Origin of the sequence: Rathayibacter sp. PhB179 (assembly GCF_004345345.1) — a bacterium.
Lineage (GTDB): Bacteria > Actinomycetota > Actinomycetes > Actinomycetales > Microbacteriaceae > Rathayibacter > Rathayibacter festucae.
In genome coordinates, this window is sequence record NZ_SLVD01000009.1 from 145,027 (window position 1) to 167,427 (window position 22,401).

The window sequence follows — 22,401 nt, forward strand, 5'->3', positions numbered from 1 at the left end:
CCGCACGCCCGCCGCCCGCTCGTAGACTCGGACGATGAAGGTTCTTGCGGCGATGAGCGGTGGAGTGGACTCGGCGGTGGCCGCGGCCCGCGCGGTGGAGGCGGGGCACGAGGTGGTCGGCGTGCATCTCGCGCTGAGCAGGATGCCCGGCACGCTGCGCACCGGCAGCCGCGGCTGCTGCACGATCGAGGACTCGATGGACGCTCAGCGCGCTGCGAACGTCCTCGGCATCCCCTACTACGTGTGGGACTTCTCCGAGCGGTTCAAGCTCGACGTGGTCGACGACTTCGTGGCCGAGTACGCCGCCGGCCGCACGCCCAACCCCTGCATGCGCTGCAACGAGCGGATCAAGTTCGCGGCCCTGCTCGAGAAGGCGCTCGACCTCGGCTTCGACGCCGTCTGCACCGGCCACTACGCCTCCCTCGAGACGGCGGCCGACGGCAGCCCCGAGCTGCACCGCGCGAGCGACGAGGCGAAGGACCAGTCCTACGTCCTCGGCGTGCTCACCACCGCGCAGCTCGAGCACTCGATGTTCCCGCTCGGCTCGACGCCGTCGAAGGCGGTCGTCCGGGCGGAGGCGGCGCGTCGCGGCCTGAGCGTCGCGAACAAGCCGGACAGCTACGACATCTGCTTCATCCCCGACGGCGACACCCGCGGCTGGCTCTCGGAGCGCGTCGCCCCCGAGACCGGCGCGATCGTCGACCGCGACGGCGCGGTGGTCGGCGCCCACGAGGGAGCGCACGGCTACACCGTCGGCCAGCGCCGGGGCCTGCATCTCGGCGTGCCCGCGCCGGACGGCCGCCCGCGCTTCGTCCTCGAGGTGCGGCCGAAGACCAACGAGGTCGTCGTCGGTCCGCGGGAGGCGCTGCGCATCGGCGAGATCGCCGGCTCGCGCTTCACCTGGGCCGGCGCCGCGCCGGAGGACGCGTCGACGCCGTTCCGCTGCGACGTGCAGATCCGCGCGCACGCCGACCCGGTCCCGGCGACCGCCGTCGTGTCGGAGGTCGATGGAAAGGTGGAGCTCGTGATCACTCCCGACTCGCCGCTCGACGGCGTCGCCCCCGGCCAGACGGCCGTCGTCTACCTCGGCACCCGCGTGCTCGGCCAGTGCACGATCGACCGCACGGTCGCGGCCGATCTCGTCGGTGCCTCCGCGAGCGGGGCGGTGCTCTGATGGCCGCGACGTCCGAGGCGGGCGCGACGTCGGCGGCGGGCCTCGATCCGGCGCAGCGCGTCGATGAGCTGCGCGCGCGGATCCGCTCGGCGAGCGAGGACTACTACGCGGCCGACGCCTCGCCGCTCGCCGACGCCGAGTACGACGCGCTGGTCCGCGAGCTCGCCGAGCTCGAGACGGCGCACCCCGAGCTGGCCAGCGAGGACTCGCCGACGCAGACCGTCGGGGGAGTGGTCGCCGCCGGTCTCGACCCGATCGATCACGCCGAGCGGATGCTCTCGCTCGACAACGTCTTCTCGGCCGAGGAGCTGCGCGAGTGGTGCGACAAGACCGTCGCCTCCGCCGCCCGCCCGGTCGCCTGGCTGACCGAGCTCAAGATCGACGGCCTTGCGATCTCGCTGCACTACGAGAACGGCCGCCTCGTCACCGCGGCCACCCGCGGCGACGGGCGGACCGGCGAGGACGTCACCGTCAACGCTCTGCGCGTGGCCGGCATCCCGCAGCAGCTGGCAGGCGAGGGGCACCCTGCGCTGGTCGAGGTCCGCGGCGAGGTCTTCATCCCCGTGCGCGAGTTCGCGGCACTGAACGCCCTGCAGGAGACCCTGCGGGACGAGGCCGTCGAGGAGGCGCGCGAGCGCTGGTCGGCCCGGCCGAGCGCCACCCGCAAGCCCTTCGACGAGGAGCGGGTCCGCGACAGCGCCCTGCGCCGCTTCCCCACCTTCGCCAACCCGCGGAACGCCGCGAGCGGCGGGCTCCGCCAGCAGCTCGACAAGAAGTCCGGCCTCGACCTCCGCGCCGGCGAGGCGCGGGTCGGCTCGCTCGCGCTCTACGTGCACGGCATCGGCGCCTGGCCGGACCCGCCGGTGCAGAGCCAGTCCGAGGTCTACGGGCTGCTCGCCTCCTGGGGCCTGCCGGTGAGCGCGCACAACCGGGTGTCGGAGTCGGTGGACGAGGTCCTCGCCTTCGTCGAGCAGTACGGCCGCGAGCGCCACTCGGTCGAGCACGAGATCGACGGCGTCGTCGTCAAGGTCGACGAGCTGGAGCTGCACGACGAGCTCGGCGCCACCAGCCGCGCCCCGCGCTGGGCCATCGCCTACAAGTACCCGCCCGAGGAGGTGCACACCAAGCTCCTCGACATCGTCGTCAGCGTCGGCCGGACCGGCCGGGCCACCCCGTTCGCGCAGATGGAGAAGGTGAAGGTCGCCGGCTCCGAGGTGCGCCAGGCCACGCTGCACAACGCCGACGTCGTGAAGGCCAAGGGCGTGCTGATCGGCGACACCGTCGTCCTGCGCAAGGCCGGCGACGTCATCCCCGAGGTGCTCGGGCCGGTGATCGAGCTGCGCGACGGCAGCGAGCGCGAGTTCGTGATGCCGACGCAGTGCCCCGAGTGCGGCACGACGCTCGCTCCCGCCAAGGAGGGCGACGTCGATCTGCGCTGCCCGAACGCCCGCTCCTGCCCCGCGCAGGTGCGCGGCCGCGTCGAGCACATCGGCAGCCGCGGCGCGCTCGACATCGAGGTGCTCGGCGAGGTCACCGCCGCGGCGCTGACCCAGCCGTTCGTGCCCGCGGAGCCGCCCCTGGTCACCGAGGCCGGCCTGTTCGAGTTGCGGATCGAGGACGTCTTCCCGATCGAGGTCGTCGTCCGCGACAGCGAGACCGGGCTGCAGAAGCTCGACGACCGGGGCGAGGCGAAGGTCGTCGGCCCGTTCAAGCGCAAGCGGCAGAAGCGCGACGGCCCGTTCGACCCGGAGGCGGAGGTGTTCGGCGGCGACGCCGAGTACGTGCCGTCGACGACCGGTCTCGCGCTGATCGCCAACATCGAGAAGGCGAAGACCTCGCCGCTCTGGCGCTTCCTCGTCTCGCTCAGCATCCGGCACGTCGGCCCGGTCGCCGCGCGCGCCCTGGCCGGCCACTTCGGCTCGCTCGACGCGATCCGCGCGGCCAGCCGCGAGGAGCTCGCCGCGGTCGACGGCGTCGGCGGCATCATCGGCGACGCGGTGCTCGCCTGGTTCGAGGTCGACTGGCACGCCGAGATCGTCGACCGCTGGGCGAAGGCCGGCGTGCATTTCGCCACGCCCGGCCACCCCGGCCCCGGTGCGGCCGACGCCGCGGGCGGCGTCCTCGCCGGCCTGACCGTCGTCGCGACCGGCTCGCTCGAGGGCTACAGCCGCGAGGGCGCGCAGGAGGCGATCCTCGCCGCGGGCGGCAAGGCCGGCTCGAGCGTCTCGAAGAAGACGCACTACGTCGCTGCCGGCCCCGGCGCCGGCGGCAAGCTCGGCAAGGCCGAGGCGTTCGGCGTCCGGATCATCACCGCCGCGGAGTTCCACCTGCTCGTGACCGAGGGGCCTGACGCGATCGCGCTGCCCGAGGAGACGGCCTCGGAGGAAGCGGCCGGGGACGCGCCTGTGGCCGACGCACCCGCCGCCGACGGCACCGACCCGGTCGCCACCGAGGCGCCGGCCGACGAGACCGCCGATGCGCCGACCGCCGATGCGCCCGCCGCTGAGGAGACCCCCGACGCGGATGCCTGACCGGCCCGGCGAGGAGCGGCGGGCGTTCCTCCGCCGCTCCCTCGTCGAGGCCGCCTCGACCGCGCTGGACGCCGCAGCCCGCGCCGTGCCGCTCACGCCGCGCGAGCGCGAGGCCGCCGCCGCGCTGGCCCGGATCGACCACCTCGTCGTCCTCTCCTTCGCAGGCCGGCCGCGCCGCGAAGTCTTCGGGGCCCTCGACGGCGAGCCGGGCAGCGACTTCGCCGGCGGCACCGACGAGGTGCTGACCGCCCCCGGCCCCGGGACTCCGGGCGACCGCTTCACCTCCGCGATGCTCCCCGTGCACACGCTGCTCGCTCGCTTTTTCGCGCGCGCCGACCACTGGCGCGCGGACGGCCGCGACCCGCTCCGGTCGCTGCTCGACTCGGCCAGGCACGCCGGCACCCCCTGGTCCCTGGTCGTCGACGACCGGCAGGGTGTCTCGACCACACTGCTCGCCGACCCCGAGTGGCCGCACCACGACCCCGCGGCCGTCGCCGCCGCCGAGGGAGCCCTCCTCCCGCTCTCCGGTCTCGCGGAGGCGGCCGCCGCGGGCACCCTGCCGCCGGTCGTCCTGGTCGAGCCCCGCTCGCTCGTCGATCCGGCCGACTTCGCCGCCGCCGACGATCCGAGCGCCTCGCGGTCCGCGGACGCTCGGGTCGCCGAGCGGCTCCTGCACGAGACCGTCGACGCGGTCCGGGCGGCGGAGTCGGTCGGCCGCCGGGTGCTCCTGCTCGTCATCGCGCGCGGACAGGCCGGTCGCCCCAGCGACGTCCCGGCCCTCCTCATCGCCTCGAGCGCGCGGCCCGGTGATCGTCTGACGGCCCGGCTCGGCCCGGCGACTCCCGCCCTCCTGCACCGCGCCCGCTTCGCCGCAGACCGCCGGGCGCTGGCGGACGACGGCGTGCTCGCCGTCGCCGAGGCGCTCTCCGGACCCGCGCGGCCGCTGTCGCGCTACCCGCGCACGGCACCCGCCTTCGCGCCGAAGGACCGGGAGCGCTCGATCGGGCCGGCCCTGGCCGCAGCCCTCGCCGCGGCAGGCATCAGCGGCGCGCCCCTCGACGCCGATCACGCCCTCATGATGCTCCGAGCCGCCGCCCCGGGCGCATCGCTACACTCCCCGGAGGCACGGATCCGCGGCACGCGGGAAGGGCGGGACGCATGAGCGGCACCGACGGCGGCGGCGATCGCACCCCGCGCGACGACGCCCCTCGTTCGCGCTCCCGGCGGCGCTTCCTGGCCGGCAGCGCGGTCGCCGGCGGAGTCGCCGCCGCGGGCCTCACCGGCGGAGCGATCGGCGCGGCCGTCGCCTCCGGCCGGGACCGCGAGGCCGAATCGCCGCTGCCCGAGCGCAGCGAGCCGGGCTTCGACCACGTCGTCGTCGTGATGTTCGAGAACCGTTCCTTCGACAACATCCTCGGGCAGCTCTTTGCGGCCGGCGGCCCGCCCGCGGGCGAGACCTTCGAGGGCCTGCAGACCGGCGAGCACTCCAACACCACCGCCGCGGGCGACACCGTCACCGCGCACGTCTACCAGGGCGCGACCGACACCGTCATGCGCCAGCCCGATCCCGACCCGGGCGAGGAGTACCCGCACGTCAACACCCAGCTCTTCGGCACGATCGACCCGCCGTCGAACGCCGGGGCGTCCGTCGGCGCGATGACGGCCCCCTTCAACGCGCCCGCCGACGCCTCCTCGCCGACGATGAGCGGGTTCCTCGAGGACTACGTGCAGAACCTCCGCCACCTGAAGAAGGGCGAGGAGCCGACCCGCGAGGAGTACGGCACCATCATGGGCGGCTTCTCGCCCGACATGCTGCCCGTCTTCTCGACACTGGCCCGCGAGTTCGCCGTCTTCGACCACTGGTTCTGCGCCGTCCCCTCGCAGACCTTCTGCAACCGCTCCTTCTTCCACGCCTCGACCTCGCACGGCTTCGTCACCAACAAGCACGGCGCCGGCTACGAGAAGTGGCTCGCCGACGACCTCGCCGACGCGCCGACCGTCTTCAACCGCCTCGAGGAGGCCGGGAAGAGCTGGCGGGTGTACTTCGACGCGCTCCAGGTCGTCTCCTACACCGGCTTCCTGCACGCGCCGGTGCTCGAGAAGTACTGGAAGACCAACTTCGCCCCGATGGAGCAGTTCTACGCGGACGTCGCGAACGGCGGGCTGCCCGACTACGCCTTCGTCGAGCCGCGGCTCGTCTTCGACCACAACGACATGCACCCGCCGACGGGCGTCCTGCACGAGGACGAGGTCGACGGGCAGCCGCTCTACGACAGCGCGCTCTCCGACGTGCGCGCGGGGGAGCTGCTGCTGCACCAGATCTACTCGGCGATCCGCGAGAGCGCGTCGACGACGGGCTCGAACGCGATCAACACCCTGCTGCTGGCCACCTTCGACGAGCACGGCGGTCTCTACGACCACGTGCCGCCGCCCGCCGCGACCCCGCCCGGCGACGGCCGCGAGGGCGAGATGGGATTCGGCTTCGACCGCCTCGGCTGCCGCGTGCCGGCGATCGCGATCTCCGCCTACACCCGGGCGGGCACGATCCTGCACGACGAGATGCACCACGGCGCCCTGATCCGCACCCTCAGCCGCCTGCACGGGCTCGAGCCGCTCACGGCGCGCGACGCGGACGCGCCCGACCTCTTCGGCGTGGTCACCCTCGACACTCCGCGGCAGATCGACGACTGGCCGACCACCGTGCCGCAGTACCTGCCGCCGAATCCGGAGGCGACCCCGCCGCACCCGGCCAACGCGAACAGGGACAAGCCGCTCAGCCCGCCGGCCCTCGGGCTGATGGGCCTGCTGCTCGCCCGCTACGGCGAGCCGGGCGACGACCTGCCGACCACCTACCAGGGCGCCTACGAGGCGCTGCTGAAGCACGGCACGAGCCTCTTCGGCACCGGCACGGTCACCGCCTCGCCCACCGCGTCGCCCGGGGCCTGAGCGGAGGGAGCGTCGGTGCCCCTGGCTAGACTGGACGCCGATTCCCACGAACCACCCGACGGAGACGCATGTCCGAGATCACGGCCGACACGGTCGCCCATCTGGCCTCGCTGGCCAGGATCGACCTCACCACCGAGGAGATCGAGAACCTCACCCGGGAGCTCGGTCAGATCGTCGACTCGGTGACGGCGATCCAGGCCGTCGCCACCCCCGACGTCCCGGCCACCAGCCACCCCATCCCGCTCGAGAACGTGTTCCGCCCCGACGTCGTGGGCGAGACGCTGACCCTCGAGCAGGCGCTCTCCGGTGCTCCCGAGCACGACGGCAGCCGCTTCCAGGTCTCCGCGATCCTGGGGGAGGAGCAGTGAGCGCCCACGGCGACGAGCTCGTCCGCCTCAGCGCCTCCGCCCTCGCCTCGCGCCTCGCCGACGGCTCCGTCTCCTCGCGCGAGGCGACGCAGGCGCACCTCGACCGCATCGCCGCGGTCGACGGCGCGGTCCACGCCTTCCTGCACGTCGCGGGCGACGCCGCGACCGCGACGGCCGACGCGATCGACCGCCGCCGCGCCGAGGGCGAGTCGCTGCACCCGCTCGCCGGCGTCCCGCTCGCGGTCAAGGACGTCATCGTCACGAACGACATGCCGACCACCGCGGGATCGCGCATCCTCGAGGGCTGGCGCCCGCCCTACGACGCGACCGTCATGCAGAAGGTCCGTGCGGCCGGCCTCGTGCCGATCGGCAAGACCAACATGGACGAGTTCGCGATGGGCTCGACCACCGAGCGCTCCGCCTACGGCCCCACCCACAACCCGTGGGACCTCGACCGCATCCCCGGCGGCTCCGGCGGCGGCTCGGCCGCGGCCGTCGCGAGCTACGAGGCGCCGCTGGCACTCGGCTCCGACACCGGCGGCTCGATCCGCCAGCCCGCGCACGTCACCGGCACCGTCGGCGTCAAGCCGACCTACGGCGGGGTCTCCCGCTACGGCGCCGTCGCGCTGGCCTCGAGCCTCGACCAGATCGGCCCGGTCTCGCGCACGGTCCTGGACTCGGCGCTCCTGCACGACGTCATCGCCGGGCACGACCCGCGCGACTCGACCTCGCTCCGCGACGAGTGGCCCTCCTTCGCCGATGCGGTCCGCCGCGCCGACGTGAAGGGCCTGCGGATCGGCGTGCTCAAGGAGCTCGACGGGGGAGAGGGCTTCCAGCCCGGTGTCCTGGCCCGCTTCCACGAGGCCCTCGCGGTCCTGGAGAAGGCCGGCGCCGAGATCGTCGAGGTCAGCGCGCCGAGCATCGAGCACGCCGTCGCGGCGTACTACCTGATCCTCCCCGCGGAGGCGTCGAGCAACCTCGCGAAGTTCGACTCCGTCCGCTTCGGCCTGCGGGTCACCCCGCAGGGCGGCGGCACCGTCGAGCAGGTCATGGCCGCGACCCGCGAGCAGGGCTTCGGCCCCGAGGTGAAGCGGCGGATCATCCTCGGCACCTACGCGCTCTCGGCCGGCTACTACGACGCCTACTACGGCAGCGCGCAGAAGGTGCGGACCCTCGTCCAGCGCGACTTCGACGCCGCCTTCGCCTCGGTCGACGTCATCGCCTCGCCGACCGCGCCGACCACCGCCTACCGGCTCGGCGAGAAGCTCGACGACCCGCTGGCGATGTACCGCGGCGACATCGCGACCATCCCGGCGAACCTCGCCGGGATCCCCGGCATCTCGGTCCCCGCCGGTCTCGCCGACGAGGACGGCCTCCCGGTCGGCGTCCAGTTCCTGGCCCCCGCCCGCCAGGACGTCCGGCTCTACACCGTCGGCGGCGCGCTCGAGGCGCTCCTGGAGGAGCAGTGGGGCCACCCGCTGCTCTCGCAGGCGCCCGATCTCGCCGCCGCCCAGCTCTCCGCCCCCCAGGAAGGTGCCGTCTGATGGCCTCCGCGCACGCGTCCGCCCCCGAGCTGATGGACTACGACGAGGTCTTCGAGCGCTTCGAGCCGGTCCTCGGCTTCGAGGTGCACATCGAGCTCAACACGAAGACGAAGATGTTCTCGGACGCCCCGAACATCGCCGGCTCCGAGCCGAACACGAACACGACGCCCGTGTGCCTGGGCCTGCCCGGCTCGCTGCCGGTCGTCAACGAGCAGGCCGTCCGCTACTCGATCAGCCTCGGCCTCGCGCTCGGCTGCTCGATCGCGCCGTCCAGCCGCTTCGCCCGGAAGAACTACTTCTACCCGGACATGGCGAAGAACTACCAGATCTCGCAGTTCGACGAGCCGATCGCGTTCGAGGGCTCGGTGGAGGTCGAGCTCGCCGACGGCAGCGTCGTGCACATCCCGATCGAGCGCGCGCACATGGAGGAGGACGCGGGCAAGCTGACCCACGTCGGCGGCTCCACCGGCCGCATCCAGGGTGCGGAGTACTCGCTGGTCGACTACAACCGCGCCGGCGTCCCCCTGGTCGAGATCGTCACGAAGCCGATCCACGGCGCGGGCAAGAGCGCGCCGGAGTACGCGAAGGCGTACGTCGCCACCATCCGCGACATCGTCCTCGCGCTCGGCATCTCCGACGCGAAGATGGAGCGCGGCAACCTCCGCTGCGACGCGAACGTCTCGCTCAAGCCGATCGGCCAGGAGAAGCTCGGCACCCGCACCGAGACCAAGAACGTCAACTCGCTCCGCTCGGTCGAGCGCGCCGTGCGCTACGAGATCCAGCGCCAGGGCGCGATCCTCGCCGCCGGCGGCACGATCACGCAGGAGACGCGGCACTGGCACGAGGACACCGGCCGCACCTCGGCCGGGCGCCCGAAGAGCGACGCCGACGACTACCGCTACTTCCCCGAGCCCGACCTCCTGCCCGTGGTGCCGAGCCCCGAGCTGATCGAGGAGCTGCGCGCCGCGCTGCCCGAGAAGCCCGCCGCCCGCCGCCGCCGGCTGAAGGCCGACTGGGGCTTCACCGACCTCGAGTTCCAGGACGTCGCGAACAGCGGTCTCCTGGTCGAGATCAGCGAGACCGTCGCCGCCGGCGCCACGCCGCAGGCCGCTCGCAAGTGGTGGACCGGCGAGGTCGCCCGGCTCGCCAACGCGGCAGGGCAGGATCCGGCCGAGCTGGTGTCGCCCGAGCAGGTCGCCGAGCTCGCCGGGCTGATCGACGCGGGCACCCTCACCGACCGCCTCGCCCGTGAGGTGCTCCAGGGCGTCATCGCCGGCGAGGGCACCCCGCAGGAGGTCGTCGACGCCCGCGGGCTCGCGGTCGTCTCGGACGACGGCGCCCTGATCGAGGCGATCGACGCCGCCCTGGCCTCGCAGCCCGACGTGCTCGCGAAGATCCGGGACGGCAAGGTCCAGGCCGCCGGCGCGGTCATCGGCGCGGTGATGAAGGCGATGAAGGGCCAGGCCGACGCGGCCCGCGTCCGCGAGCTCGTCCTCGAGCGCGCGGCCGGCTGAGTCGATGCGCGGGGAACGGACGGCGGCGTGAGCACCCTGCCCGGCGACGCGTCCGTCCCCGCTCGGCTCGATCTGCCGGGCGGGGCGTTCCTCCGCCCGCTCGTGACGAGCGACGCGGATCTGCTGCACCCGGTGATCGGGCAGCGCCGCGGCTGGCTCGCCGCGCTGCTGCCGGAGGGCGACCCGAGCGGCCTGCCCTCCGCTTCCCCGGGTGACGACCTGCGCGCGCTCCGGCTGCTCGAGACCGCCGCGCGCGATCGGCGCCTCTTCGCCTACCTCCTGGTCGGCGCGGACTGGACCGAGGTCCTCGGTGCCCTGAGCGTCCGGCCCGTCGGCGACGACCACGCCGAAGCGTCCTGGTGGGTGGTGCCGAGCCTCGTCGGGTCCCGCCTCGAGGAGGAGCTCGACGCCTACGCGCGACGCTGGCTGCTGCTGCGCTGGCCGTTCGAGCGCGTCGAGACCCCCGACAACCACCCCGAGGAGCCGGCCGCCCTCGCCGGGGCCAACCTGCTCCCGCTGCTCCCCGACACTCCGGCGCGCACCCCGCTGCCCGAGCCGGACCCCGCGGCGGCGGAAGCGCTCTGGGCCGCCTACCGGGTGCATGAGCCGGGCGTGCCCGAGGAACTGCCCCTCGTCGAGTCCTTCGGCGACTCGGTCGAGCTCGCCGACGAGCTGCTCGCCCTGGTGCGGCGCGGCGTCAAGACCGCGACGGCCTCGCTCGTCGGCGACGAGCCCGTGCCCCGCGTCGGCGACCACTGGATCGTCTGCGACGGCGCCGGTGTCGCCCGCGTCGTGCTGCGGACCGTCGAGATCCGTCTCGGTCCGCTCGACAGCGTGGACGACGCCTTCGCCTGGGACGAGGGCGAGAACGACCGCTCGCGGGAGTCCTGGCTCGCCGGGCACCGCCGCTACTTCGAGCGCGAGTCGCCGGGCGGAATCGGCACCGTCGTCTTCGAGCGCTTCCGTCTGGTCTGGCCGGAGGAGGATGCGACGGTCGCCGCGGGCTTCTCGCGGCGGATCGCCTCCGAGCGGCCGGACGGCGCACCCTAGGCCGGTTCGGGGGGTTCCCCTGATGCTCCACTCAGCGGCCCTGCGCCAGAGTGGAGTCATGGCTACTCTCGTGCGCCCCCGTCGGGGCAAGATCATCGCCGGCGTCTGCGCCGGCCTCGCTAACCGCTTCGGCTGGAGCCCCTTCCTGGTCCGGCTGCTCTTCGTGCTCTCCTGCCTGCTCCCCGGGCCGCAGATCATCGCGTACCTCGTGATGTGGGTGGTCGTCCCGAAGCAGAAGTGACCCCGGCGCTCCTCCGCCCGTCCGCCTCCCTCGGGAGCGGTGGCGGGGGAGCGTCTCTCTTCGCGTGGTGAACGTTCACGGCGACGTTCCGCGCCACGCTTGACCCGGCCCCTCGTGCCGCTCTAGCGTGGTGCGTGAACGTTCACGTCGACGACGCCGCGAAAGGGCCACGCATGACCGACTCCACCCCCACCACCACCACCGCACCGGGCTGGGCGGTGCTCGGCCCCGGCAGCATCGCGCGCCGGTTCCTCTCCCAGCTCCCGGCGAGCAGCCGCGGGGCTCGGCTCGTCGCGGCGGGCAGCTCCGATCAGGGGCGCGCCGCCGCCTTCGCCGCCGAGGCCGTCGAGCACGGCTTCCCGGACGCGACCGCCGGCGACTACGCCGCGGTCCTCGCCGATCCGCAGGTCAGTGCCGTCTACATCTCCACGGTGCACACCGGCCACGCGGCGCTCGTCCTCCAGGCGCTCGAGGCCGGCAAGGCCGTGCTCTGCGAGAAGCCGCTCGCCGTCAACCACGGCACCGCGATGGCCCTGGTCGACGCCGCCCGCAGCGCCGGGCTCCCGCTCGTCGAGGCGTACATGTACCGCTTCCACCCGCAGACCGCCGCGCTGCTCGACCTCGTCCGCGACGGCGTGATCGGCGACGTCGTGCACATCGACGCCTCCTTCTCCTTCCGCACCGGGTCCCGCGAGGGCCGCCTCTACGACCTCGCGACGGCCGGCGGCGGCATCCTCGACGTCGGCGGCTACACCGTCACCGCCGCGGCGGCCGTGGTCCAGGCCGCGACCGGCGTCGCGGTCGCCGAGCCCGTCGAGTTCGACGCGCAGGGCACGCTCGGCCCGACCGGCGTCGACGAGTGGAGCGTCGCCCGCGCGACCTACCGCGGCGGCATCACCGCGACCCTCCGCACCGGAGTGGCGCTGGACGACGTGAACGCCCTGACCGTCCACGGCACTCGCGGCCGTCTGCACGTGGCCGACCCGTGGTTCGGCGCCGCGGAGACGGGCATCGAGATCAGCGTCGTCGGCGAGGAGCCCCGCATCGTCGCCTTCGAGGGGGAGAGTCCCTACGCGCTCGAGGCGGACGCGACGACCGACGCCCTGGCCGCCGGCGCTGTCGAGGTGCCGCAGATGACCCTCGACGAGACGCTCGCGACCGCCCGCACGCTCGACCGCTGGCGCTCCGCGGTCGGCCTGCGCTTCCCGTTCGAGGCCGAGACCGCGGACATCCCCACCGTCTCCGGCCGGCCGCTGCGCGTCGCTGTGGACGCGCCGATGCTCTCCGGCGAGATCCCCGGCGTCGGCAAGCGGATGTCGCGGCTCGTGATGGGCGTCGACAACCAGCCCGACCTCGCGCACGCCTCGGCGATCTTCGACGCCTTCGTCGAGCAGGGCGGCACCGCCTTCGACACCGGCTACATCTACGGCGGCGGCGTGCTCGAGGGCCGTCTCGGGCAGTGGATCCGGAACCGCGGCATCCGCGAGGACGTCGTCGTGATCACCAAGGGCGCGCACACCCCGTACTGCGACCCGGAGTCGCTCACTCGCCAGCTGCTCGAGAGCCTCGAGCGCCAGGGCACCGACTACGCCGACATCTACCTGATGCACCGCGACAACCTCGAGGTGCCGGTGGGCGAGTTCGTCGACGTGATGGACGAGCACCAGCGCGCCGGGCGGATCCGCGCCTACGGCGTCTCGAACTGGACGCCCGCGCGCTTCGACGAGGCGCAGGAGTACGCCCGGGCCAACGGCCGGGCCGGCTTCCAGGCGCTGAGCAACCACTTCGGCCTGGCCGAGGCGTACGACGTGCCGTGGGAGGGCTGTGTGCACGTCACCGACCGGGCCTCGAAGGAGTGGCTGGTCGAGCGGCAGATCCCGCTGCTGCCGTGGTCCTCGCAGGCCCGCGGCTTCTTCACCGGCCGAGCCCGCCCGGACGACACCAGCGACGCCGAGCTGGTGCGCTGCTACTACGGGCCCGACAACTTCGAGCGGCTCCGCCGGGCCGAGCAGCTGGCGGCCGAGCACGGCGTCGGAGCGACGGCCATCGCCCTGGCCTACGTGCTCGCGCAGCCGTTCCCGACCTTCCCGCTCTTCGGACCGCGCACGATCACCGAGCTGCGCTCGTCGATGCGCGGCCTGTCGATCGAGCTGACTCCGGAGCAGACGGCGTGGCTCGACCTCCGCGCCTGAGCGGTGCCGAGGCCGGCGGCCGCGCGACGATCCACGACGTCGCGGCGGCCGCCGGGGTCTCCCGCCAGACCGTCACCCGGGCGATGAACGGCATGCCGGGCATCAGCGAGGAGACGAAGCAGCGGGTCCTCGACGCGGCGGAGCAGCTGTCGTACCGGCCGTCGCGCTTCGGCCGCGGCCTGGTGACGGGTGGCGAGCACCAGCTCGGGCTCGTCGTCGACGACCTGCGGAACCCGTGGTCGCCGGAGCTCGCCTCCGCCGTCGTCCGGGTCGCCGCGGCGCGGGGCTGGAACGTGTCGCTCGCGGACGTCGGCCTCGCCGCCGACTCCGATCGGATGATCCAGGCGCTCGGCGCGCAGACGGATGCGGTGATCGGCACCTTCGGCGATCGGGCCGCGGAGTGGATCGAGCGGCTCGGCTCCGTGCCCGTGGTGGAGCTCGATCCCACCGGTGATCCGCTGCGGGCCGCGGTCGTGCTCGACCACTCCGACGCGGTCGAGGCGCTGGCCGAGCACCTCGCCGGAGCGGGCGTGCGGCGTCCGGTGATCGTCGACGTCTCGGGGGACGCGCGGACGAGCAGGCGGGCCCAGCTGCTGCTGGGCGCCTTCGCCGCGCACGGCCTCGAGCCCTCGGTCGTCCGCGCCGACGGCCCGACTGCCCAAGCCGCGGCGGAGGCGACCGAGCGGATCGTCGCCCGGCCGCGGGTCGCCGACGCGATCGTCGCGTTCAACGACCTCTGCGCGCTCGGCGTGCTCTCCGCCTGCCGCCGGGCGGGCGTGGACGTGCCCGGCGACGTCCGGGTGGTCGGCATCGACGGCCTCTCGATCGGACGGCTGCTCGCGCCGACGCTGACCACCCTCGCCGTCGACCTCGACGAGCTCGCCCGGCACGCACTCGACCTCGCCGTCGCCATGATCGCCGGCGACCTCCCGAAGGGCGGCCCGTCGGTGCACCGCACGGTCCGCCACCAGCTGGTTCTCCGCGAGTCCGCCTGACCCGACGTGGAGGTCTCGCGTGCCGCGAGCCGTTCTCCCCGTGGAGGACTCGCGTTCCGCATGCCGCGCTCTCATGTTGGTCGAGTAGCCCCAGAGGGGCGTATCGAGACCCAGCGTCGCCCGGTGTGGGGTCTGCAGACCTCGCCTGCTGACGGGGGTGGATCTCGATACGCCCGCTGTGCGGGCTACTCGATCAGCATGGAACGGAGGCATCCGTCTGAGGGGGGCGCCGGCATGTCCCTCGCGCCTCATGCTGGTCGAGCAGCCCCGGAGGGGCGTATCGAGACCCGCCGTCCTCAGCAGGGCGGGTGTGCAGACTCTTCTGACGCGGGTGGATCTACTTGGAAGAGACGCCCGCAGACATGCTGGTCGAGTAGCCCCGCAGGGGCGTATCGAGACCCACCACCGCATGAACGTCAGTCTCTTCCCCGCCCTGCGCTGGCGCCGAAGGCGCCCCCTCCGCTCGATGCGCCCGCTCCGCGGCCTACTCGATCAGCAGGGAGACGGAGTGGCGCTTCGCGCCACCTCTCCTGTCTTCGTCGACGGCTGATGACCGACGCTGGGCTCGCTCTGAGTGAACCCTCAGCGATCCCTGCGGAGGGAGGCCTAGCGTTGCGCTGTGCGTGCGCATCCTGCCGCGCCGAGGAGGAGATCATGGGATTCCTGGACCGACTGCTGGGCCGCGAAGAGCGACCCGAGGAGCGCCGCCCCGCCGCCGGCTACCCGGCCCCTGCGGCCGCGGAGCGCCGTGCCGACGCCCCGTCCTACGGCACCCCGCCCGCGCAGTCCGCGCGCAGCAAGGACGAGATCGCGATCGAGCGCTACCGCTACCTCCTGCGCACCGCGCCGCCCGAGGCGATCGAGCAGGTCCACCGCGAGGCGTTCGAGCAGCTGACGCCCGAGCAGCGCCAGCAGGTCTTCCGCGAGCTCAGCGAGGGTGCGCCCGCGGGCGACGCCCCGCGCGCCGACGACGCGCAGTCGCTCGCGCAGTCCGCGACCCGCAGTGAGCTGCGCCAGCCCGGCTTCATGGAGCGGCGCTTCTCCGGCGGCGGCGCCGGCGGCATGGGCTTCGGCGGCGTGCTCGCCTCGTCGATGCTCGGCACCATCGCCGGATTCGTGATCGGCTCCGCCATCGCCGACGCGTTCATCCCCGACGGTGTCGGCGAGTCGGTCCAGGCCGAGGGTGCCGACGGTGCAGACGGCGGAGACGCGGGAGCGGACGGCGGCGACGCCGGTGCCGGCGACGCGGGGGGCGACTACGGCGGAGGCGACTACGGCGGAGGCGACTTCGGCGGCGGAGGCGACATCGGCGGAGGCGGCGACTTCGGGGGCGGCGACTTCGGCGGAGGCTTCGACTTCTGACCCCCGCGAGTCCTGAGGCCGGCGAAGGATCGCCCGGCCTCAGGACTCGTCGAGCAGCAGCGCTTTCACCTCGCGGCGCAGCACCTTCCCGATCATGCTCCGCGGCAGCTCGTCGACGACGACGATCCGCTTGGGCACCTTGTAGGGCGTGAGCGCCTCGCGCACGGTGCGGCGCGCCTCCTCCTGATCGAGGTGAGCACCCGGCTCGAGGACGACCGCGGCAGCGACCTGCTCGCCGCTGCGGGCGTCCGGCAGGCCGACGACGGCCACGTCGCGGACGGCGGGCAGCCGGCGGAGCACCTCCTCGACCTCCGACGGCGAGACGTTGAAGCCGCCGGTGATGATCAGCTCCTTGATCCGGTCGACGATGGTGACGAAGCCGTCCTCGTCGATCGTCGCGATGTCGCCGGTGCGGAACCAGCCCTCGGCGGTGAACACGGCCGCGGACTCGTCGGGCTTGCGGTGGTAGCCGCGGAACACCTGCGGGCCGCGGACGACGAGCTCGCCCTGGCCGCCGGCCTCAACCTCGGTCTCCGGGTCCTCCGGATCGACGATCCGCACGTCCGTCCCCGGCAGCGGCAGCCCGACGGTCCCGGCCCGGCGCGCGGTGCTGACCGGGTTCGCCATCAGCACCGGAGAGGTCTCCGACAGCCCGTAGCCCTCGACGAGCGTGCCGCCGGTCAGCGCCTCGAACGACTCGACCAGATCCGGGTCGAGCGGCATCGCGCCTGAGATCGCGATCCCGATGCCCTGCAGCGAGACGCCCTTCTCCTTCGCACGGAGGGCGAGCCGCTCGGCAATCGGCGGGACCGCGGGCAGGAACGTCGCCGGGTGCTTCCGGACGACCTTGAGGACCAGGTCCGGATCGAACTTGGGGAACAGCACGAGCCGTGCGCCCATGCTCATCGCGAAGGTGAGGCAGAGGGTCAGCCCGTAGGCGTGGAACATCGGCAGGACCGCGTAGACGACGCAGTCGCCGCGACGGACCGTCGGCACCCAGGCGCGGGACTGCGCGGCGTTGGCCGTGAGATTGAGGTGCGTCAGCTCCGCGCCCTTCGGGGCGCCGGTCGTCCCGCTGGTGTACTGGATGACCGCGAGGTCCTCCGCCGTCGGCCGCGGGTGCGTCGGATCGAGTCGGCGGCGCAGCAGCGAGTCCCACTCGATCGCGCCGCGGACCTTCCCGGTCAGGGCGGCGCGCGACTCGCGGGCCTTGCGGATCGGCAGCCGGAGCGCCGCGCGCATCGGCGCGGGCATCGCCCGGGTCAGGTCGACGGAGACGATCGTCTCGACGCCGAGGTCCTCGGGGAGGTCCTGGACGAGCGGCACCACGCGGTCCCAGGCGATCGCGACCCGCGCGCCGTGGTCCTCGAACTGGTGCCGCAGCTCGCGCGGCGTGTAGAGCGGGTTGTGCTCGACGACGACCGCGCCGAGACGCAGGACCGCGTAGAAGGCGACCACGTGCTGCGGGCAGTTCGGCAGGATCAGCGCGACCGAGTCACCGGACCGCACGCCCAGCCGGCGCAGGCCCTCCGCGGCCTTCTCCACGTCGTCCGCGAGCTGGGCGTAGCTGGTCGAGCGGCCGAAGAACTCGAGCGCGACCTGGTGCGGATAGAGCCGCGCGGACTCGGTGACGATGTCGACGAGCGAGCCGGCCGGGAGCTCCAGCTCCTCCGGCACTCCCTCGGCGTAGCTGCGGATCCAGGGGCGGGGCGGGTGAGTGCTCACCCGCCCCACTCTAGGTGCAGGGCTCCCGGCGCCCGACGGGCCGGTGAGCGCTCAGGCGCCCTTCGCGACCGCGTCCTCGATGGCGACGTCGCCCGAGACGATCTCCCAGGTCCTTCCGATCGAGGAGGGATCGGCGAGCACCGCGATCACGGTGGCGGCGACGTCCTCGCGCGGGATGCTGCCCCGCTCGACGCTCTCGCCGAGCTCGATCCGGCCGGTGCCCTCGTCGTTGGTCAGACCGCCCGGGCGGAGGATCGTCCAGTCGAGGTCGGTGCCGCGCAGCGCCGTGTCGGCGTCGCGCTTGGCCTCGACGTAGGCGCGCCAGCCCTCCTCGGTGTCGTCGTCGAGCGGGGCGTCCACGCCGATCGCGCTGATCTGCACGAAGCGGCGGATGCCGGCGATCGCGGCCGCCTCCTGGCTGAGGACGGAGGCGCCGAGGTCGACGGTGCGCTTGCGCTCGGGACCCGAGTCGGGTCCGGCGCCGGCGGTGAAGACGAGGGCGTCCACACCCTCCAGTCGCCCGGCGAAGTCCTCGGCGGTGGAGTGCTCGAGGTCGTGGACGAGCGGCTCGCCGCCGAGGCGGACGATGTCCTCCGAGTGGTCGGGGTTGCGGACGACTCCGACCGCTTCGTGTCCGGCGTCGTAGAGCAGATGGAGGATCTGCTGGCCGACCTTGCCGTGTGCTCCGATGACGGCGACGCGTGTCATGGGTGTCCCTTCCTCGTCGGGGCGCTGGGCCCCTGGTGCCGTCCGCGCGGTGGGCGCGGACCTCCCCATCCTGCCGTCGGCAGCCTGGGGTCGTTCTCAGGTGGTGCGGCTCGTGCAGCGCCGCTCAGGTGCCGCGGCTCACGCGGCGAGGCGGTCGTCGCGGCCGGTGACCGCCAGCAGCCGGCTCTGCAGCGGCGCGGTGGCGTCGATCGGCACGGGCGCCGCGAACAGCCCGCTCGCGCGCAGCGTCTCCTCCTGCGGCGCGAAGAGCTCCCACACGGCGGCGACGAGGCCCTCCTCCATCGCCTCCTCGCTGCCGGTGGCCCGCGCGAGATCCCAGGTGTGCACGGTGATGTCGGCGACCTGCTCCTGCAGCAGCTCCAGGGCGGTGACGGTGTCGCGGCCGAGGCGGAGCTCCGCGGCGGGGTCGACCTCGCGGGACACCGCGCGCAGCAGGGTCGTGACCCGGGTCCACTCGCTCCGCAGATCGGCGGCGACGGGCTCGAGGCGGATCGGCGACTCGTCGCCGCCGGAGAGGAGCGTGTGCGCCCGCTGCTGCTCGCGGACGACGTGCAGAACGAGCGCGCGCGTGTCCCACTCGGTGTCGGGGGTCGGCGCCGTCCAGTCGACCACCGCGTCGAGGCGGATCTCGAACGCGGCGTGCGCGCGGGCCTGCAGATCGAGCCAGAGGCTCAGGTCGGAGTCGGGGGAGGCGGGCTCGTGCTCGTGCGTCATGTCTTCTCCGATGGAGTGATCGTGGGTGCTCGGGTCAACCGCCTGAGCGGCGCCGCCATTCCCACCGGGGCGGGTCCGCGCGAGGGCGGCCCGGTGTCGGTGGTGCGTGCGACCATGATCCTCGGAAGCACCGCCGTCATGGGGAGCGGTGCGCCACTCGAGCAGGGCGGAACGTGAGCAAGCAGGACGGCAGCGGGCGGCAGGTCACCACCGAGCCCTTCGACGACCCGCGCGCGAGCATCCTGCACGTCGACATGGACGCGTTCTTCGCCTCCGTCGAGCTGCTCGAGCACCCGGAGCTGCGCGGCAAGCCGGTCGTCGTCGGCCACATCGGCTCGCGCTCGGTGGTCACCGCCGCCACCTACGAGGCGCGCAAGTACGGCATCAACTCGGCCATGCCGATGGCCGTCGCCCTCCGCCGCTGCCCGCACGCGATCATCCTCGAGCCGCACATGGACCGGTACCGCGAGGCCTCGCGACGGGTGATGGCGATCTTCGACTCCTTCACCCCGCTCGTCGAGCGGCTCAGCATCGACGAGGCGTTCCTCGACGTCGCCGGCGCGCGGCGCATCTCGGGCTCGCCCTGGGCCATCGGCACCGAGATCCGCCGGAGGGTGCACGACGAGCTCGGTCTCACCTGCTCGGTCGGCATCGCCAGCACCAAGTTCGTCGCCAAGCTCGCCTCCGGCCGCTCCAAGCCCGACGGCCTGCTCGTCGTGCCGTCCGACGGGGTGCAGGCCTTCCTCGACCCGCTGCCGGTGAGCGCGCTCTGGGGCGTCGGCGCCAGCACGGAAGAGGCGCTGGTGCGCCGGGGCCTGCGGACCGTCGCCGACGTGGCGACCACGCCGCTCGCCTCCCTCGTCTCGGCGCTCGGCGAGGCCACCGGCCGCCGCCTGCACGCGCTGTCCAACGGCGTCGATCCCCGCCCGGTCGACACCCGGCAGATCGAGAAGAGCGCCGGCCACGAGATCACCTTCGCGGACGACGTCGCCGACCCCGAGCTGGTCCGCCGCGAGCTGCTGCGCCTCTGCGACAAGGTCGCCGTGCGGATGCGCCGCTCCGGAGTGCGCTGCCGCACCGTCGCCGTCAAGGTCCGATTCGGCGACTTCAGCACCCTGACCCGCTCGCGCACGCTGCCCGAGGCGACGGACGTGGCGCGCGTGCTCTACGACGCGTCGTCCGCGCTCCTCGAGGCGGCCAATCCGCTGCGCCGGCCCGTGCGCCTGATCGGCGTCCGCGGCGAGCAGCTCGTCGAGGGCGACGACGTCGCCTTCTCGCTCTGGAGCGACTCCGACGACTGGCGCGACGCCGAGCTGGCGGTCGACGGCGTCTCGGCGCGCTTCGGCACCGGGGCCGTCCGGCCTGCGTCGCTGCTCTCGCGCTCCGCTCCCGAGTCGGCCAAGGGCATCGACATCAGCGACACCCTCGCTACGCGGAACCGATCGTCAGACTGATCGGCCGGTGGTCCGAGCCGTTCGGCGGCAGGACCTCGAGGGTCGCGGCGGGCACCCCGTCCGCCAGAGCGTGATCGAGGGAGACCAGCGGCAGCAGAGCCGGCCAGGTCGCCGGGAAGCCGATGCCGGAGGTGCGGACCAGCGCCGCCTGGTCGAGGACCGGCGCGAGCAGGTGGTCGTCGGTCGCGGTGTTGAAGTCGCCGACCACGAGCGTGCGGTCCGACGCGTCGTCCGCGAGCGCCGAGGCGAGGCCGCCCAGCATCGTGTCGCGCTCGGCGTGATCGCCGAGGCGGAACGAGGCGAGGTGCACCACGAAGAGCCGCGTCGCCCCGAGCGGGGTGTCGACGTCGACCGCGAGGGCGCGGTTCCAGTCCAGCCCGAGATCGAGCGGCTCGCCGTTCGAGAGCTCGGTGCGGCTCCACAGCCCGACCGTGCCGACCACGTACGAGTGCGGGTACGCGTCCGAGAGCTCCGCGTCGACCGCCTCGCGATCCTCGCCGGCCAGCTCCTGGAAGGCGAGCACGTCCGGCTCCCTCGCCGCCAGCTCCGCCGCCAGCGCTCCGGCGTCGTCGCCGGTGCCGAGGTTCTGGCTGATCACGGTGAACGATCCGGAGCGGACCGCCGGTGCGGGGAGCGCCACCGGGAGCACGAGCACGCCGTAGACCATCACGAGCACGGTCACCGCTGCTCCGGCGCCGCGCGAGCGCAGAGCGACCGCGGCGGCCACGAGGAGGAGCACCGCGAGTCCGGACCACGGGATCGCGGTCTCGACCACCGACAGCCAGCCGGCCGCGTCCCCCAGCACGCGGTGGAAGGCGAGGAACGCCGCCAGCAGCAGGCTCGCGACCGCGACGGTCGCGGCGCGACCTGGTCGGCGGCGGCGCGGGCGGGACGGCATCCGACGATCATCGCAGCAGACCTCGGGGAGGAGGTGGGGGAGTCCTGTGCGCGCCGGTGCGCCGCTTGTCGCCCGTTCGACCCGCGGAGTAGCGTCGGGCCATGCCCAACATCGCTGTCTCCCTGGCCGACAAAGTGACCTCCGCGGGTGCCGCGACGAGCTACGGAGACCCGATCGAGGTCGACGGCGTCTCGCTCGTCCCCGTCTCGCTCCGCTGGTTCGGCTTCGGCGGCGGCAGCGGCTCCGAGGACGGCCAGGAGGGCGGCGGCGGTGGCGGCGGCGGTGCCGTGGTGCCGATCGGCGCCTACATCAAGGACGACCTGGGACTGCGCTTCCAGCCGAACATCGTCTCGGTCCTCGCCGTCGGCGTCCCGCTGGTCTGGGTCTCCGGCAAGGCGCTCGCGCGGATCATCCGCGCGCTCAAGAAGTAGCAGCCCGGGCGCGGTCTCAGCGCTGGGGCCGCGCCGTGAACCAGGTCTTCTTCGTCCGGCCGAAGCCGACGATCAGCCGCTCGGCGTCGTTCGGCCGCCGCGGGTCGTAGATGACGGCGACGGGCTCACCCGCCATCCAGGCGTCGCCCCGCCGCTGCGGGGTCTTCACCAGGTGCCGCTCCTCGCCGTCGACGAGGCGGTAGGCGACGAGCAGACGCCCGAGATCGCGCGCCGCCGAGGCGTCTCCGCGGGACGGATCCTGCGCGACCACCCGACCGGACACCCGCGTGCCGTAGCTGAGCAGCTCGCGGCGGATCCGGAAGCGGCGCCGCCAGAGCAGCACCTGCAGGAGCACCACGAGGACCGCGGCGAGGACGAGCACCACCGACCACGACATGCTGTCTATGATTGCTGACGAACACGGGAGTCCGGTGCACCGGGCTGAGAGGAAGGCAGCAGCCTTCGACCGTCGAACCTGATCTGGGTCATGCCAGCGAAGGAACGTTTCGATCTCCTCTTCTTCGACCCGTGCC

Annotated in this window: 19 protein-coding genes and 1 riboswitch; of the genes, 14 read left to right on the top strand and 5 right to left on the bottom strand. The window is 73.6% G+C overall.

Going from position 1 to position 22,401, the window contains the following annotated elements; genetic code table 11:
* Nucleotides 1-34: 34 nt before the first annotated feature.
* The 12 genes from mnmA to EDF43_RS17480 all read left to right on the top strand — a co-directional run bounded on the left by mnmA (nucleotide 35) and on the right by EDF43_RS17480 (nucleotide 15,917).
* Nucleotides 35-1,174, top strand: coding sequence for a tRNA 2-thiouridine(34) synthase MnmA (gene mnmA / locus EDF43_RS17425; RefSeq protein WP_132437849.1), 1,140 nt, complete (start codon nucleotides 35-37; stop codon nucleotides 1,172-1,174).
* Nucleotides 1,174-3,705 carry an NAD-dependent DNA ligase LigA gene (ligA, locus tag EDF43_RS17430; RefSeq protein ID WP_132437850.1) on the top strand — a complete coding sequence of 844 codons (2,532 nt, stop codon included), beginning with the start codon at nucleotides 1,174-1,176 and terminating at the stop codon, nucleotides 3,703-3,705. Before mnmA ends, ligA begins: the two co-directional genes overlap by 1 nt.
* Entirely contained in the window at nucleotides 3,698-4,867 is a 1,170-nt protein-coding gene (locus EDF43_RS17435; protein WP_132437851.1) for a hypothetical protein, read from the top strand. Before ligA ends, EDF43_RS17435 begins: the two co-directional genes overlap by 8 nt.
* Complete coding sequence (locus EDF43_RS17440; RefSeq protein ID WP_132437852.1) at nucleotides 4,864-6,651, top strand: alkaline phosphatase family protein; 1,788 nt, start codon at nucleotides 4,864-4,866, stop codon at nucleotides 6,649-6,651. Before EDF43_RS17435 ends, EDF43_RS17440 begins: the two co-directional genes overlap by 4 nt.
* 68 nt (nucleotides 6,652-6,719) lie before the next feature.
* A complete protein-coding gene (gatC, locus tag EDF43_RS17445) occupies nucleotides 6,720-7,019 on the top strand; it encodes an Asp-tRNA(Asn)/Glu-tRNA(Gln) amidotransferase subunit GatC (protein ID WP_123445757.1) in 300 nt (99 codons plus the stop codon).
* Nucleotides 7,016-8,563 (top strand): Asp-tRNA(Asn)/Glu-tRNA(Gln) amidotransferase subunit GatA, encoded by a 1,548-nt coding sequence (gene gatA, locus EDF43_RS17450; protein WP_132437853.1) that lies wholly within the window; start codon nucleotides 7,016-7,018, stop codon nucleotides 8,561-8,563. Before gatC ends, gatA begins: the two co-directional genes overlap by 4 nt.
* Complete coding sequence (gatB, locus tag EDF43_RS17455) at nucleotides 8,563-10,077, top strand: Asp-tRNA(Asn)/Glu-tRNA(Gln) amidotransferase subunit GatB (protein ID WP_132437854.1); 1,515 nt, start codon at nucleotides 8,563-8,565, stop codon at nucleotides 10,075-10,077. Before gatA ends, gatB begins: the two co-directional genes overlap by 1 nt.
* Before the next feature lie 27 nt (nucleotides 10,078-10,104).
* The gene (locus EDF43_RS22425) at nucleotides 10,105-11,127 is read left to right on the top strand and encodes an ASCH domain-containing protein (RefSeq protein WP_243581616.1); all 1,023 of its coding nucleotides are present in this window, start codon (nucleotides 10,105-10,107) and stop codon (nucleotides 11,125-11,127) included.
* A 58-nt stretch (nucleotides 11,128-11,185) separates the two neighbouring features.
* Nucleotides 11,186-11,368: a PspC domain-containing protein gene (locus EDF43_RS17465; protein WP_123445760.1), complete on the top strand. Its 183-nt coding sequence runs from the start codon at nucleotides 11,186-11,188 to the stop codon at nucleotides 11,366-11,368.
* A gap of 173 nt (nucleotides 11,369-11,541) precedes the next feature.
* Nucleotides 11,542-13,560: an aldo/keto reductase gene (locus EDF43_RS17470; RefSeq protein WP_132437855.1), complete on the top strand. Its 2,019-nt coding sequence runs from the start codon at nucleotides 11,542-11,544 to the stop codon at nucleotides 13,558-13,560.
* Nucleotides 13,539-14,555, top strand: a complete 1,017-nt coding sequence (locus EDF43_RS17475; RefSeq protein WP_132437856.1) for a LacI family DNA-binding transcriptional regulator — start codon at nucleotides 13,539-13,541, stop codon at nucleotides 14,553-14,555. Before EDF43_RS17470 ends, EDF43_RS17475 begins: the two co-directional genes overlap by 22 nt.
* Before the next feature lie 654 nt (nucleotides 14,556-15,209).
* On the top strand, nucleotides 15,210-15,917 hold the full coding sequence (locus EDF43_RS17480) for a hypothetical protein (protein ID WP_132437857.1): 708 nt from the start codon (nucleotides 15,210-15,212) through the stop codon (nucleotides 15,915-15,917).
* 39 nt (nucleotides 15,918-15,956) lie between these two features.
* Here the strand turns inward: EDF43_RS17480 and EDF43_RS17485 are convergent, their stop codons facing one another.
* The 3 genes from EDF43_RS17485 to EDF43_RS17495 all read right to left on the bottom strand — a co-directional run bounded on the left by EDF43_RS17485 (nucleotide 15,957) and on the right by EDF43_RS17495 (nucleotide 19,085).
* Nucleotides 15,957-17,642: a long-chain-fatty-acid--CoA ligase gene (locus EDF43_RS17485; RefSeq protein ID WP_132437858.1), complete on the bottom strand. Its 1,686-nt coding sequence runs from the start codon at nucleotides 17,640-17,642 to the stop codon at nucleotides 15,957-15,959.
* A gap of 51 nt (nucleotides 17,643-17,693) precedes the next feature.
* Nucleotides 17,694-18,350, bottom strand: a complete 657-nt coding sequence (locus EDF43_RS17490; RefSeq protein WP_123736885.1) for an SDR family oxidoreductase — start codon at nucleotides 18,348-18,350, stop codon at nucleotides 17,694-17,696.
* Nucleotides 18,351-18,488: 138 nt separating this feature from the next.
* Nucleotides 18,489-19,085, bottom strand: coding sequence for a TIGR03086 family metal-binding protein (locus EDF43_RS17495; RefSeq protein ID WP_132437859.1), 597 nt, complete (start codon nucleotides 19,083-19,085; stop codon nucleotides 18,489-18,491).
* Nucleotides 19,086-19,258: 173 nt separating this feature from the next.
* Here EDF43_RS17495 and dinB point away from each other — a divergent pair, with 173 nt between their 5' ends.
* The gene (gene dinB, locus EDF43_RS17500; RefSeq protein WP_123736887.1) at nucleotides 19,259-20,539 is read left to right on the top strand and encodes a DNA polymerase IV; all 1,281 of its coding nucleotides are present in this window, start codon (nucleotides 19,259-19,261) and stop codon (nucleotides 20,537-20,539) included.
* On the opposite strand, the gene EDF43_RS17505 is transcribed toward dinB, so the two are convergent.
* Complete coding sequence (locus EDF43_RS17505) at nucleotides 20,514-21,437, bottom strand: endonuclease/exonuclease/phosphatase family protein (RefSeq protein ID WP_132437860.1); 924 nt, start codon at nucleotides 21,435-21,437, stop codon at nucleotides 20,514-20,516. The genes dinB and EDF43_RS17505 overlap by 26 nt on opposite strands.
* A gap of 101 nt (nucleotides 21,438-21,538) precedes the next feature.
* On the opposite strand from EDF43_RS17505, the gene EDF43_RS17510 reads away from it, so the two are divergent.
* Entirely contained in the window at nucleotides 21,539-21,868 is a 330-nt protein-coding gene (locus EDF43_RS17510) for a hypothetical protein (RefSeq protein ID WP_123445768.1), read from the top strand.
* A gap of 16 nt (nucleotides 21,869-21,884) precedes the next feature.
* Here the strand turns inward: EDF43_RS17510 and EDF43_RS17515 are convergent, their stop codons facing one another.
* Nucleotides 21,885-22,265 (bottom strand): DUF3592 domain-containing protein, encoded by a 381-nt coding sequence (locus tag EDF43_RS17515; RefSeq protein ID WP_123703439.1) that lies wholly within the window; start codon nucleotides 22,263-22,265, stop codon nucleotides 21,885-21,887.
* 14 nt (nucleotides 22,266-22,279) lie between these two features.
* Nucleotides 22,280-22,387, top strand: a riboswitch (TPP riboswitch).
* Nucleotides 22,388-22,401 lie beyond the last annotated feature (14 nt).